Origin of the sequence: Streptomyces sp. NPDC090741, from assembly GCF_044769045.1 — a bacterium.
Classification (GTDB): Bacteria; Actinomycetota; Actinomycetes; order Streptomycetales; family Streptomycetaceae; genus Streptomyces.
The window spans coordinates 206,272-219,504 of sequence record NZ_JBIVXF010000011.1 but is presented as its reverse complement, the minus strand read 5'-3'; the positions used below and the strand labels follow the sequence as shown (position 1 = coordinate 219,504).

The window sequence follows — 13,233 nt, the reverse complement described above, 5'->3', positions numbered from 1 at the left end:
CCCAGCCCCAGCCCGAGGTATCCAGCGAGGTCGAAGGTCAGGAGACCGGGAGCAGCTCCCCGGAAGACCTGCGGTCTCGACGGCAGCGTCCCAAGGCGTGGGCGCACAATGCCGTCAGAGACAGCTACGCAGAGGCCAAGCTCCGTGGTTCGACGTGGAACGGTTGGGGTTTCCGGATTGCCCCGCATGTCAAGTCGCGTCTCATGGAGCGCATCAAGGCAGACCGTAGGTCGCTGGGGCGTGGCGACCTCGCCATTGGGCACTACGTGGACGCAGCACTGCGCCACATCCCTGTCGACGTGGACGACCAAGTCGCGATGGCCGAGGCATTTGGTCTTGAACAGCTCTGGAATCCAGACAAGGACCGCTCCAAGCCGTCAACCTACCGTGTCGGACCCGAAGCCTATGAGCTCATGTCAAACCTGAACATGGTTCTCCAAGAAGCAGATAAGGGGCGACGCGGCGTCCTCGTTGTTTCTGCAGGGCTGGAGAGGCTGCTGGATGCGCTGGAGGCAGAGGGGGCGTTGACTCTCCCCAAGCCGAGGAAACCCGCTCGTTGACACCACGAAGAGGGGCTGGCCACGAACGTGGCCAGCCCCTCTCGCCTTTCCCGAACCCTCCATCAGTTCGACTGACTAGTTGCAACGATGCCTACAACCCGCACTGCAACGCCAGCACCAACGACCCAACCAACGCTGCAACATGCGGTCGCCGGTTCGGACGGCCCTTCAAGCCGAGCGACACTAGAGCCTAGGCTGGCGACGCCAGGCCCCTCAAGCGGCGGAGGGCTTTCAAAACCAGGACATTGCGCCCCAGTTGCGGTGAGACCGACACGCCATCTCTCTAGTGACGCCAGAATCTGCGCCGGGGATTGCGCTATCGTGTGCTCACGATCTTTTGGCGTCAGGGGTGTCGAAGTGGATGTGGCTCAGCACCAGCTCAAACTCAGCGCTGTGGCGGCTATTGCCGGCCTAAGCGAGTCATGGGCTTGGAAGGCCCGGGACCAGGGCGTGCTTCACGAGCCCTACTCGCCGGAGGACGTTGTCGCGTTGCGCGTGTATGCGTTCGTCTCCCAGATTGTTTGGCCGGGTGTGAGGCGACCTCGAAGCGAACGCCAGTCGCTCGAGTTGTGGCAGGAGGCCGCGGTCGAGAAGGCCCGCGAAGCCTTTAGCGACGCAGACACCACACCCGACACTGCGCTCTGGGTTCTCGAGGACAAGGTGGAGTTGGTGACGACCCCCTGGGAGCGAGCGGCTGTCGACCTCAGGCTCCTGGACGGGAAGGCTGCCTTTCGCATCCCAGTCGGACTGTGGATCGCCGAAGTACCCGACGCTCTCGATCGTCGGCGTCGGAGTTCCAAGCAAGCCGCCTGATCGCTGTGGCTCGCACGGTGATCATCCACAGGCTGTCTCGCCCAAAGTGGCGAGGTGCGACCTGGCCCGGGATCTGCGGTCCCGGGCCATCCGCGTTGTCGAGGAGGGGGTGAGGGCTACCCGCATCAATAGCTGAATACGTCGCGTCCGGCTGTCTCTGCTTCCCCAAGCGGGCCGGGTGGCGATACCGGTTTCCCTTTTTCTCCTCGACAGGAGCAGATCATAGCTACCCGTACGAGGGCTGGTTCAGTCATGCCTGAAGCAGGACCAGGGCGTGGCACGGGGTCGGCTCGTTCCAAGCGTTCCGCGGCTGATGCGGCACGCCGGTCGCCCCGCCGAGCTGGCGGGCGGAAGCGCTCTTCTGGTGAGCCTGTGCAGGCTGGCCCGGTCCCGGCGTCTGGCCCGGGTCACCCTCTCGTGCTGAACCGTGGGATGCGCACGAGGTTGTTCGCGGCGGTCCGGACTCTGTTGGCGGATTCGCGGGTCAAGGGTTGCCGGGATGCTGTCCGGTTGGCGGCAATCGTGGTGTTGGCGAAGGCGCCGGCCGCGTCTCTTCGTGTGCCGTTCCGTACGCGGGAGTTGGCGCGGTGGCTGGGGTGCACGGAGTCCTACGTCGCCCACACCGTGCTGCCCGAGCTGCGCGCGCGCGGGATCCTGACCTCCCAGGTGGAGACCGCCGATTCCGGTGAGGTGACCGGCCTGGCCCTGCGCCTGGAGCCGTTGCGTGAAGCGCGAGCCGACGGCGGTGGACACCCGTTGGCACTGACCCGCCAGGATTTGGCGACGCTGCTGCGGTTGTGTGAGGCCGTGGTCGGGCCGGGCTGGGAGCCGAAAGACGGGCCGGTGACGCCGCCGGGGCTGCTGGCGGAGCAGACGGGGAAGGGCGCGGCCACGGATCGGCTGGCGCTGCTGATGCTCGTCCTGCAGTCACGTCCGGACGGCCGTGCGCGACTGGTCGGCGGGAGCGTGGCCGCGGGCCGTGGGCGTGCTGATGCGACGGTGGCGAAGTTGCTGGGCTGCTCGGTGTCGGGGGGCGGCAAGGTCGTGGACCGGCTCGGCGCCCTGGGGCTTGTTGAAGTCCCGCGGGTTGCGGCGAGGTCGGGGTGCTTCGGGCGCAGCCAGCTGGTAGTGCCTGACGTCCGCGCTGCTTGGGCGGGCAACGAGGGTGCTGCGGCTGGCGCTGCGCCGGTCGAGGCCCCGGTCGACACGGCGTGTTCGCAGTGCTCGGCGCTGGCGGATGGCGGTGAGGGTGAGGGTGCGCTCCCTTTGTCCGGGGACGGCTGGGAGCAGACGTCCTTCGACGCCCTGTGGGACGAGGCAGACGACGCGGGGGAGGGGTCCGGCGGCCAGCGCCCCGGTACTGAAGTCGGCGATCTTGATCCGGGTGAGGTGGCTGAATCCCGTGTGATTCCTGGGGCTCAGGGACTTTCGCGGGCTGCGGAGACCGGTGTTGTGGACCGCCCTGCTGCTGCAGACCTCCACACCACCCACACGCCGGTGGTTGAGGTATCAGGTTCTTCTGCTGGTGACTTGTTGGGCTTTTCCGGCTCTGCCGCCGGTGGTGACCACCGTCTTCCGGAGCGCGCACACAGGCGTGAGGACGAGCGGGACGACCAGGCGGTCGGGGCCGCTTCGGCCGGTGGGCGGCTGGGCGGCCCGCTGCGCGGGGAACAGCGGATTTCTGGTTCGGGGACACGGCTCGGCAGGAGCGGTCGGGACTCGGTGTTCGTTCACGGAGCCGGGCTCCCGCAGGACCTGGCTGACGTGTTGGGCCCGGTGGCCTGGCTGTGGCCGGGGGTCGGGCGGACGAGTACCAGCCGGTGGCTGGCGGGCGCGGTGCGCACTGAGTTGGCGCGGCTGCGCGGCCTGATGGGGGAGGAGGACGCTCGGCGCGCGGTGGCGGAGCGGCTGGAGCGCAGGGTGCGGGATCAGGCGGGCCGGCCGGTGCAGGATCTGGTCGGCTGGGTGCTGACCCGGGGGTTGCCGCAGCGGCCGGGGTGCTGGTCGGCAGTGTGCGACGACCGCGTGCGGATGGACACCGGCGGGCCTTGCGCGAGTTGCGACACCGTGCTAGGCGACCGGCGGGCGGTGCGGCAGGCGGTGGCGGCCGAGATCGCTGCGGAGCTGCCGCGGCTGTCCGGGGATGTGCGGCGCGGGGAGGTCGAGCGGCGGCTGAACCACCGCGTGCAGGTGCAGGCGGCGACCGACAGCGTGCGTCGCGAGCGGGAGTTGGCCGAGCGGGCCGAGCGGGAGGCGGCCTGGGAGCGACGGCGGGAGGAGCTCGCGGCCCAGGAGGCTGCGCGGGCCCAGGTCGCGTGCGTGGACTGCGGGGTGCCGCGGGCCTCGGGGCTGTGCCCGACGTGCACCTTCCGGGGCCGGGTCGAGGTGCTGGTGGGCGAGGCGGTCGACCTGGTGGTGGCGCTGCACGGTGAGGTGACCTCGAGCCAGCAGGCTCGGGAGCTGTCAGAACGGGTGGAGGCCGACACCCGCGCGCTGATCGAACGGGGCTGCACCGGGGCGGAGTCGGGCGAGCCGGCCGTGCTGGCGTTCACCGCCGCGACGGTGGCCCAACAGATCGCGGACGGACGACGCCGGTCGGTGCTGGCGAGGCTGGAGCGGTGCGAGGAGGCCGATGCGGAGGCGGAACGCGCCTTCGAGGCGACGATGCGTCGCCGACAACGGTTCCTGACCGTGGCGGTGGCCCGGGAGGCAGCCGAGGAGGCCGCGGCTACCGCGCGGCAGCGGGCGGCCCAGTCGCTGCTGGCGGAGTTCCTCGACCGCCTGCAGCAGGTGCGCGGCGCGGCCGGTGGGGGAGAGGCTCGGGCCGGCTGGCGGAGCCGGTGTGCGGACCTCGCGGGCCGGGCGCTGCCGGGGGAGACCCAGGACCTGCCGGTGCTGCGGCAGCTGGAGGCGGCGGGGGCGGTGAGCGCGGCATGACGGGTACGGTGCGCGCCACGGGATTCGGCCGGGCGGTCGCGGTCTGGGAGCGGCGGGGGCTGTCGGGGCGGATGCGGCGGCTGCTGCTGGAGGGCGATGTCGAGGGCCGGTACGCCGGGCACAACGAGTCCGACGCCGGGTTCCGGATGACCATGGCGCTGGCGGTGGGGTGTTCGCAGCCCGGCCGGGCGTGGTCGCCGGCCGACTTCTTCGAGGCGCTGATCTACACGCCGACGCCCGGCGGGGTGTGGGCGCGGCGGTTGCGGGAGCGCAAGGGCTCCTCGTACGCCGAGGCGAAGTTGACCGCAATGCTGGAGAAGGCCCGGGACGTGGTCGCAGGGTCGCCTCGGATCCGCTGCCGCGAGGATGCGCTGGAGGCGGTGGGTGCCGTGCGCCGGCGGGTGGAGTCGGTGTGCTGGCGGGCCCGCGGTGGTGGGGACACCGACTGCAAGAACCTCGTGGCACGCCTGGAGCTGTGCGAGCGGGAGGGCGGGCTGGACCACACGGTCTCGGTGCGGCGGCTGGCGGAGTTGATGGGCTGTGCGAAGGCCACTGCCGAGGCCAGCAACGCGCGGCTGCTGAAGGCCGGATGGCTGGTGGTGCGAGTGTCCGGGTCGGGCAAGGAGCACGGCACACGGTGGCTTCTGAAGGTCCCCGACGACCTCGGTGACGGGTGGAGGAGTGGAGGTGCGCGCCCGGGACAGTGGCCAGCTTCGGGTGGGCGGGGGGAAGATACTGTCCCGGACGCGCACACCTCCGGCTCGGCGTGTACGGACAGCCGGGACCTGGCGGCGGTGATGGGCCACGACGCCTTCCACCGCTTCGGCCACGGCACCAGCGGGGCCCGGCTGCTGGCCTGCCTCGATCCGGTCGACGGCACGAGTGCCGTGCAACTGCGCGCCGCGACCGGCCTGCACCGCACCACGGTGAGCCGGCGGATGAACGCGCTGGTCGCCGACGGCCTCGTCGTCGAGCTCGACGGCCTGTACTACCTGGCCACGGCCCTCGCCGTCCCTGGCCGGCTCCACCCCGACCCGGAAGTCCTCGCGCACAGCGCCGAGCAGCGCGGCACCGGCGGGCTGGCCGCCCGTCGGCGCGAGCGGCATGCCCGCGACCGGACCAACTACCGGCGCTGGCTCCAGGAACACACCGGGCAACGGCAGCCTGCAAGGCCGCGGCTCGCGCTCGTCCCCGAAGGCGTCGTCGACCCCACTACCGGGGAACTCCTCGATCCCCGGTGGGCGGGATGGAACGTCACCGACCGGCACCGACCCGTCTGGTTCGACGACCCGCCCCCGTCCGCCGCGCAGGAGGGGGGTGCCGCATGCGCGTGAAAGCAACGCCACCCAGGTGCGCCGCGGGGCGTGGGCACGACCGCGGGGCGGTCGTTGTACCGGTAGCCAGCAGCAGGACAGCCGCAGGACGCAGACGGACACGAGAACGGACAGGACCGGAGGGCGCACCGATGACCACACCGCGCCTGGATCCCGTGCACGTGGCCCGCTGGTGCGCGGCCCAGGGCTGGCCGGTCTTCCCGCTCGCCCCCGGTGGCAAGGTCCCCATGCCTGGATGCCAGCGCTGTCGGCACAGCAGCAGCGCCCACGAAGCCCACCCCGCCGTCGGCTGCCCGTGCCTAGAGGCGGGCCGGTGGTGCCACGGCTTCTACGCCGCCACCCTCGACGCCGCGCTCATCACCCGCTGGTGGGCCGACCGGCGGCGCGGCGTCGGCGTGTCCACGGGGCCAGCGCGCCTGGTGGTCATCGACGCCGACCGGCACACCACCACGCCCCCCGCCCACACCCTGCTCCTGCCCGGCGTCGCCCTCTCGCTCCAGGAGACGGGCTCGGTACGCGACGGCGTCGACGTACTGCGGCTGCTCGCCCGGCGCAGCGGACAACCAGACCCGGCCACCGGCGCGTTGACGCTGACCGTGGCCACCCCCTCGGGCGGGTTGCACCTGTGGTTCCGGGCCCCGGCCCGCACCCGCTGGTGCTCCTCCAACGGCGGCGACCACCGCGGCCGGCGCCTGGGCTGGCAGCTCGACGTCCGCGCCACCGGCGGCCTCGTCGTCGCGCCCGGCACCACGACCGCGGCCGGCGCCTACCGGATTGTCGGGCCCGCGCGCAGCCCGGCGCTGCTGCCGACCTGGCTGGCCGGCCAGCTCACCGCCACCGGCCACCTCCTCGACGAACGGGCACCCGACGCTGGCGAGACGAAGGTACCCAACCGCGCACGGGCCGCCGCAGCCCGCGCCGCCGGCCACCACCAAGCCGGCCGGGGAGGGGGCGGTGGCGGTCAGCGGTGGGCGCAGCAGACCGCCGAGACCGTGCTGGCGGCGGTCGTCGACTGCGGCTGGCTGCCCGAGGGCGCGGGCTGGTCGGCCGCGGTCAACCGGGCCGCGTACACGCTCGGGGGACTCATCGCCGGCGGCCACATAACCGAACCGGCAGCGTACGCCGCGCTGCTGGAGGCCGCCCTGACCGCCCGCCCCGCCAAACGAGCCGCGGCGCTGGGCATCATCCGATCCGGCTTGGCCGCAGGAGCGCGGCGGGCCTTGCACCCGAGAGACCAACGATGACCACCACCAACGCGGCCGCCACCACCACAGCGGGCGGCGTCCCGGCCAGCCGCGGGCCCGCCCTCGACACCCAGGCCGCACCCTGCGCCCCACCGGAATCAGCTCCCGCACCGCAGGCGACCGAGCCTGAGCACGAGCCGCTGGTCCCGAAGTCGTTGACCGACCGAGGCAATGCCGTCCTCTTCCAGCGCCTGTACGGCGAGGACTTCCGATACGTGCCCGGCATCGGCTGGTACCGGTGGGCCGGCTCCCGCTGGGCGATCGACCTGGAGGCCCGCGCCGTCTCCGAGGCGGCCTTCGAGCTCGGCGAGGCCCTGGCCCCCCGCGACCCCCGGCAGCGGTTCACCAGTGCCCAGCTGCGCCGGCACATCGACCGCACCCTCAACGACCAGGGAAACCAGGCCCTGATCCGGGTCGCCCGGAAAATGCCCGCCTTCCACCTGCCGGCCGACAGACTCGACGCCGACCCCTACGCCCTGTGCACCCCCGACGGCGTCGTCGACCTGCGCACCGGCGCCCTGCGCCCGCCCCACCCCAGCCAGTTCCACACCCGCTCCGCACTGTGCGCACCGCAGCCGATGCCCACCCCGCTGTGGGACCAGTACCTCTTCGACACATTCGGCGGCGGTCCTCAGGGCGCGGCGCTGACCGCCTACATGCAGCGCGTCATGGGCTACACCGCCTCCGGTTTGACCAGCGCCCAGATCGTGCCGTTCCTCTTCGGCCAGGGCGGCAACGGCAAGAGCGTCCTGGCTGGCGTGCTCCAGCGGCTCCTCGGCGACTACGCCGACACCGCCCCGCACGACTTCCTGATGGCCAAGCCCTACTCCGACCACCCCACCGAGCTGGCTGACCTCCAGGGCCGGCGTTTCATCGTGTGCAGCGAGCTCAACCCCGGCGCCCGCTTCGACCAGGCCCGCATGACCCTGCTCTCCGGCAGCGACCGCATCAAGGCCCGCAAGGTCCGCCAGGACTTCTTCAGCTTCTGGCCCACCCACACCATGTGGCTGATCGGCAACCACCGCCCCGCCGTACCCGCCGGCGGCCGCGGGTTCTGGAGGCGCCTGCGCCTGATCCCCTTCGAGCGCACCGTCAGCCGCGTCATCACCGACCTCGACGTCCACCTCGTCGAAGCCGAAGGCCCCGGCATCCTCCACTGGGTCATCGAAGGCGCCCTGAACTACCTCAACGGCGACGACCCGCACCTGAAGAACTCCCAGGCCGTCGAAGCCGCGACCCGCGACTACGCCCAGGCCGAGGACACCTTCGGCCGCTTCCTCACCGACTGCTGCAAGCTCGGCGACCCCGAAGCACTTCGCTGCGAGCAGACCCTGCTGCGCCTGGCGTACGAGGCATGGTGCGCGGAAGAGGGCCTCGACCCGATCAAGCCCCGCCACCTGGGGGAGAAGGTCCGCCTGGTCATCAAGCACCCGCCCGGCACGAACCTGCCCAAGCTCAACGGCCGCAAGTACTACATGGGCATCGAGCTCACGAACCCGCCCGCCGGCCTCCAGGGACCCACGTGATGGGACCCACCGACCCCGCCCAGAACAGTCCCCGCAACCGAAAGACCAGGTCACAGCCCATGAACCCGCCCGTCCAGGGACCGCCAGGGACCGAAAACCGCAACGTATCGCCGACGCACAACGACCTCACCGCTGCAGCACCACACACTTCCGGAGAACAGTCCCTGACTGTCCCTGGCCCCTGCCCCACGACCCGGCTGACCTGGGAAGACACGTCCGGGACCGATGCGGGGACCGACCAGGGACCGAACGTCGTCCCCGGCGCCGCCAGCAGCGCCCGCCTGCGCCCCGAGCAGCTGACGGCCGAGACCGAGATCGTCTGGCTGGTCCCCACCGACGGTCTCGACTACGTCCGCGAGAGCCTGGACATCACCAAGCGCCGCTCCGGCCAACCGCCGTACCACAGCCGCGGCCGCCTGGTCGGGTACGCCGACCTCGGCCCCCGGACCACCGCCACCCGGGACTCCGGCCGCTACGACCGGCGCACCTTCTGGCTCCTGCCGACCGACCGCAGCGAATCCAACGACTCCCCCTACACCGCCTACGCCCCCCTGGAGGCGGTCGATCCGCGCACCGTCGCCCCCGGCCGTCCCGGTCGGCTCACCGAGCGGGCCTGGGGCAGTCCCCTGCCTCCCGCAGGTCAGCACCCCGCCCCGCCGCAGTAACGAAGCTCCCGCCCGCACCTCCGCTGGGATGCCGCTGCCGCTACGTGCTGGGACGAACTGGTATGCAGCGTCAGGTACTTGCGAAACTCAGTCCCTGCCAGTCCCTGCCCGGCAGGTGGCACCGGCCGTGAGCTGCGGGAACGGCGGCCGGACCGGCAGTGGCGCGGCCGGTCCATGCCCGCGGCGAACTACCGCTCGCCGCAGGTCCCGGCAAGGAAAGCATCAGCACGCCTGCCTGTCCGCTCCGGCCGACCACCCGCTGATCCGCCCGGGGGTATCCGGACCTCCAACGGGCTAACCTGCAAACCAGGACGTGCTGGCCTTGTCAGACTCCGGTGCCACAGTGAAGGGCATGGCCACCACCTCAACGGTCCTGGTGACGGGCTCCGCAGCCGACCTGGCGGCGGAGCTGCGCATTCCCGTGTGGAACGCGCTCGCCGCACGGGCCGAAACCCTGCGCCGAGTCCTTCCAGCACGCCCGGAGTCCGGCCTCGGCCGCTACCAGTGGCTGCGCTCTCTGACCCCGGAGCAAGCCCGCAACGCTGCACTGCTGGACCGTCTCGAGGCGCTGCGCGGTCACCTCACCGGCGGCCCCGCGCCGGGCTTCGCGGCCGACGACCCGCTGCCGGAAGCCGCATTGCAGGAGGCAGACGGCTTCACCACCGCCGAAGTTGCCGAGCTCATCGCCGCGCTCCGGGCCGTGCGCTGCCGTGGCGACATCGACTGCAGCCGTCCGCCAGGCTCCTGAACTGCCAGCGCGGGCCGGACCGGTGACCCGCGGCCGCCCGCGGACGGTGCCGGGCAACGCGGTGGGATGGCCTAGTCCTCCGCCGGATCCGGTCCGCCGGCGAAGAGGGGGACGTCGTCGACGGTGGCGTCCAGGCGGAAACGAACGAAGCGGACCGGGTGACGCCAGGATCCCCGTTCGAAGGCGGTGTCCGCACTGAACTCGGCCACAACGTCGGGGACCACGGTCTGGGCATCCAGGGTCTCCGGGCTGCTCCACGCAGAGGAGAACCGCAGACCCGACCAAGGGTGCCCGGCGCCAGCGGGCCGCAGGTGCGCGGACAGGTCTCCGGCGGCTTCGGGGCGCAGCGGAGTGGTGCGGCCGACCAGCCGGAGGCGACCGTCGTGGTCGAAGCGGCCCAGGAGCAGGACCTGCGGCCGGGACAGAGAGCCGGTCACGGCACCGATGACGGCCTCGGCGGTGTTGCGCCGTTTCACCTTGAACCACCCGCGAGCGCCGCCGGTGTAGCGCTGGCCCAAGCCTTTGATCATCACACCTTCGATGCCGCGGATCTCGGTCCACTCCTCCAGCCACTGCTGCGCGACGGCGGGGTCGGTCGTCATCGGGCACAGGGTCCAGGGCGGGCTCAAGGAGTGCTCGGCGAACAGCGTTTCGAGGATCGTGCGGCGCCGTGCGTACGGCTCGCGCACCAGCTCCTGGCCGTCCTTCTGCAGGACATCGAAGGCGATGAAGTGGGCCGGCATCGTCCGTGCGAGAGCGTGGGCGGTGCGGACGCCCGATGCGGCCCGTCGCTGCAACGCCTCGAACGACAGGCGCTCCTCGTGCCAGACGACGACCTCGCCGTCGAGGACCAGGGCCTCGGGAAGCTGCGCCGCCCCGGCGACCAGGTCGGGGAAGTGCCGCTGGATCAGGGACCCACGCCGAGTCTGGAGCAGCACCGCGCCGCCAGCCTCCGACGGCGTGAACAGCAACGCCCGATACCCATCGAACTTGGGTTCTAGGGCGAGTCCGCCGGGCAGCGCGCCGGGGGAGGGGATGCCTTCGCGGGCCTGAGCGAGCATCGGATCGACGGGAGGGCGCAGCATCAACGCCCCGCAGCCCCGCCGTGCAGTGACGCCGTCACGCTGCCGCAGGCCCGCCCAGCGGGACAGCCCTCGGCGGGACAGCGCGCCCGATACCCCTCGCGTCCCTCCATGGACTTCTCCCGCCGACGGTGCTGGGAAGCCGCGCCCGCCCGAGGGCCCGCAGCTCCCGATGGAAAGGGGCGCAGCCGTCTGTCCGTCCTGTCATCGGACCGGGACTGCGCGTCCTGTCTATGCCCCCAAACGGTGATCCGCGAGCCGGACGGCTCCATCCGGCGGCGGCCGGCGCACACGAATCCCCCCGGAAGACGGCGCGCTGCCTCGCGCAGGTGGACGGCTGGACGCCCCCGGCGACGGGGGGCCGTCATACCGGCATGGCAGGCTCTGCAGGACGGAAGGGAAGAGCATGACGACGCAGACCCAAGACCGCAGGACCGCGACCGGCCTTGTGGGCGGTGCCGCGGTGTGCACGGTCCTGACCCTGGCCACCGGCACCCTCCTCCCCGCGGTCACGGCCGGCGGGCTGCTCGTCTGCGCGCTGATGACCTACCGCCGCACTCTCGAGCCGCGTCCTTACTGGTACTGGCCCGCGTGGCTGGTCGGAGCGGCAGTGGCTCTCCTCCTTGCCACGGCTGCAGGCGACGCGGCCCGCCTCACGCTCGTGCCGCTGGCGCTCGCCGAGAGCATCGTCGGCGTCGCCCTCTTCGGGCTGTGGCATCGCCGGCGGCACGGCCGCGGCGACTGGATCGTCTGGATCCCGGACACCGGTGTCGTGCTGCGCCGTGAGTGGAGCCGCCAGGCCGCGGTCCACTGGGCGACGACGGAGCGGCACGGCACGCGATGTGTGATCAGCCCCCTCGACGAGTTCCCCGAGGCCGCCGACGCCGTGCCCGTGTACCCGTTCCGGGACCGGCCGGGCATCGCAGGCCCCCGTCCTGCCGATCAGGGCTAGGGCGTTCACTCGGATCATCCGATCGGCCCCTGCACGGCGACCGGACGTCGAGGGAGCGGACGTGTCGAGGCTCTGCTGGCCCGGCTGCTACCCCCGCCCAACGGCGGGGCGGATGTGGCGCCGGTACGCCGCGCGGGCGGCTTGGGGGTGCCAGTGGGTTGTGACCTCCTGCGTCGTCCACTCGGTCACGGCGGAGGTCACCTCGTCCTCATGGGCCAGGAGGTGCAGGCGGACCCCGGAAGCGAGGTTTCGGCCGGCGAGGAGGTTGACCTTGTCCTCCACCAGCGGCAGGCCGTGTCCTCGCGCCTTCTCCAGGGCGCGCCAGAACCGAGTGTCGGCTTGCTCGTCCCGGCGCTGCTCGGCGGTCGTTGTCGGCCGTGGGGTTGTGGAGGAACGGGCGTGACCGCGGTAGACGTCGCGCGCGGTGCGGAGGTCGGGGTGGGTCGTTACCTGCTCCGTAGTCCACCGGACGGTCGTCGTGCCGTCGGCCAGCGTATCCACGTGCTCCAGGAGGTGAAGCCGAACCCTGGAAGCGAGACGCCGGCTGGCAAGCCGGACAGTGACGCGCTCGACCACAGCGAGGTCCTGGACCCGAGCCCTCTCCGCCGCGTGCCAAAACTCCGCGTACGCCTCCTCGGTCCGCCTTCGCTCGCACGCTTCCCGCTTGATCCGCTCCGCTGCCGCGGTCCGCTCCTCAGCCTTCCGCGCGGTGGCGGCCTTCCGCGCGGTGGCCGCCGCGGCCCGTTCCGCGGCCCTCTCCTGGGCAGCGGCCTGCCGTTTGGCTGCCGCCAGGCGCCGCCGGTTGTTCTCCGCGAGCCACCTGTTGCTGGCCTTCAGCTCGCTGTGCAACCGTCGTTGGTTCTTCCGCCTCGCTGATTCTGCGGACTTCTGGCGGGCGATTCGCGCCCGCTCGACGCGGCGGTCGTTGGCTTCGCGTGCAGCTACGCGGTCCCTCTCAGCGCGCTCGGGGTTCCTGGCGTTTCGCTCCTCCTGCGCTCGCAGCAGCGTCGTGAGCCGGGTGATGGCTCTGGAGGGAAGCCAGGCGGACTGGTAGGCACGTGACCAGATCTCGACCAGCCCACGGGTTCGGGCCTTCAAGATGCGCACGGTCGCAGACTCCACAAACCGTCCGGCGCCCAGGCGTAGGCCCCCGGCGCGTTCGAGGACCGTCTTGTCGACGGCCAGCACGAGGGTGCCCAGGGGGACGGTCATGCGCTCACCGGGCCGGGCAATGGGGCCTTGGACGGCATAGCCGCCGCGCTGCGCGGGGTCGATGCCGGTCACCAGCCGGCGCCAGTGTCCCTTCGAGCTGGTGTCGGGCGGGAAGGCGGGGATGGTGATGGTGACGACTGACACGCTCGACTGCTCCAGC

Annotated in this window: 10 protein-coding genes and 1 pseudogene; 9 read left to right on the top strand and 2 right to left on the bottom strand. The window is 71.9% G+C overall.

The window, feature by feature from the left end:
- The 8 genes and pseudogenes from ACIQU4_RS28440 to ACIQU4_RS28405 all read left to right on the top strand — a co-directional run.
- Positions 1-560, top strand: a pseudogene (locus ACIQU4_RS28440) (hypothetical protein); the annotation flags it as partial.
- 363 nt (positions 561-923) lie between these two features.
- The gene (locus ACIQU4_RS28435; protein ID WP_403736431.1) at positions 924-1,373 is read left to right on the top strand and encodes a hypothetical protein; all 450 of its coding nucleotides are present in this window, start codon (positions 924-926) and stop codon (positions 1,371-1,373) included.
- A 510-nt stretch (positions 1,374-1,883) separates the two neighbouring features.
- A complete protein-coding gene (locus tag ACIQU4_RS28430) occupies positions 1,884-4,310 on the top strand; it encodes a hypothetical protein (RefSeq protein WP_403736427.1) in 2,427 nt (808 codons plus the stop codon).
- A complete protein-coding gene (locus tag ACIQU4_RS28425) occupies positions 4,307-5,644 on the top strand; it encodes a hypothetical protein (protein ID WP_403736424.1) in 1,338 nt (445 codons plus the stop codon). The genes ACIQU4_RS28430 and ACIQU4_RS28425 overlap by 4 nt, the downstream gene beginning before the upstream one ends.
- A gap of 131 nt (positions 5,645-5,775) precedes the next feature.
- Positions 5,776-6,888, top strand: a complete 1,113-nt coding sequence (locus tag ACIQU4_RS28420) for a bifunctional DNA primase/polymerase (RefSeq protein WP_403736421.1) — start codon at positions 5,776-5,778, stop codon at positions 6,886-6,888.
- Complete coding sequence (locus ACIQU4_RS28415; RefSeq protein ID WP_403736419.1) at positions 6,885-8,414, top strand: phage/plasmid primase, P4 family; 1,530 nt, start codon at positions 6,885-6,887, stop codon at positions 8,412-8,414. Before ACIQU4_RS28420 ends, ACIQU4_RS28415 begins: the two co-directional genes overlap by 4 nt.
- Positions 8,415-8,473: 59 nt before the next feature.
- Positions 8,474-9,079 carry a DUF6009 family protein gene (locus tag ACIQU4_RS28410; RefSeq protein WP_403736416.1) on the top strand — a complete coding sequence of 202 codons (606 nt, stop codon included), beginning with the start codon at positions 8,474-8,476 and terminating at the stop codon, positions 9,077-9,079.
- A gap of 352 nt (positions 9,080-9,431) precedes the next feature.
- Positions 9,432-9,827 carry a hypothetical protein gene (locus ACIQU4_RS28405; RefSeq protein WP_403736414.1) on the top strand — a complete coding sequence of 132 codons (396 nt, stop codon included), beginning with the start codon at positions 9,432-9,434 and terminating at the stop codon, positions 9,825-9,827.
- A gap of 71 nt (positions 9,828-9,898) precedes the next feature.
- Here the strand turns inward: ACIQU4_RS28405 and ACIQU4_RS28400 are convergent, their stop codons facing one another.
- Complete coding sequence (locus ACIQU4_RS28400) at positions 9,899-10,888, bottom strand: ATP-dependent DNA ligase (protein WP_403736412.1); 990 nt, start codon at positions 10,886-10,888, stop codon at positions 9,899-9,901.
- Between the two features lie 427 nt (positions 10,889-11,315).
- Here ACIQU4_RS28400 and ACIQU4_RS28395 point away from each other — a divergent pair, with 427 nt between their 5' ends.
- Positions 11,316-11,861, top strand: a complete 546-nt coding sequence (locus ACIQU4_RS28395) for a hypothetical protein (protein WP_403736409.1) — start codon at positions 11,316-11,318, stop codon at positions 11,859-11,861.
- A gap of 87 nt (positions 11,862-11,948) precedes the next feature.
- Here ACIQU4_RS28395 and ACIQU4_RS28390 read toward each other — a convergent pair whose 3' ends face one another.
- Complete coding sequence (locus ACIQU4_RS28390) at positions 11,949-13,217, bottom strand: hypothetical protein (RefSeq protein WP_403736407.1); 1,269 nt, start codon at positions 13,215-13,217, stop codon at positions 11,949-11,951.
- Positions 13,218-13,233 lie beyond the last annotated feature (16 nt).

Coding starts and splice junctions, on each gene's coding strand:
- ACIQU4_RS28425 (WP_403736424.1), top strand. CDS start 4,307: ATGACGGGTACGGTGCGCGCCACGGGATTCGGCCGGGCGGTCGCGGTC.
- ACIQU4_RS28420 (WP_403736421.1), top strand. CDS start 5,776: ATGACCACACCGCGCCTGGATCCCGTGCACGTGGCCCGCTGGTGCGCG.
- ACIQU4_RS28415 (WP_403736419.1), top strand. CDS start 6,885: ATGACCACCACCAACGCGGCCGCCACCACCACAGCGGGCGGCGTCCCG.
- ACIQU4_RS28410 (WP_403736416.1), top strand. CDS start 8,474: ATGAACCCGCCCGTCCAGGGACCGCCAGGGACCGAAAACCGCAACGTA.
- ACIQU4_RS28405 (WP_403736414.1), top strand. CDS start 9,432: ATGGCCACCACCTCAACGGTCCTGGTGACGGGCTCCGCAGCCGACCTG.
- ACIQU4_RS28400 (WP_403736412.1), bottom strand. CDS start 10,888: ATGCTCGCTCAGGCCCGCGAAGGCATCCCCTCCCCCGGCGCGCTGCCC.
- ACIQU4_RS28395 (WP_403736409.1), top strand. CDS start 11,316: ATGACGACGCAGACCCAAGACCGCAGGACCGCGACCGGCCTTGTGGGC.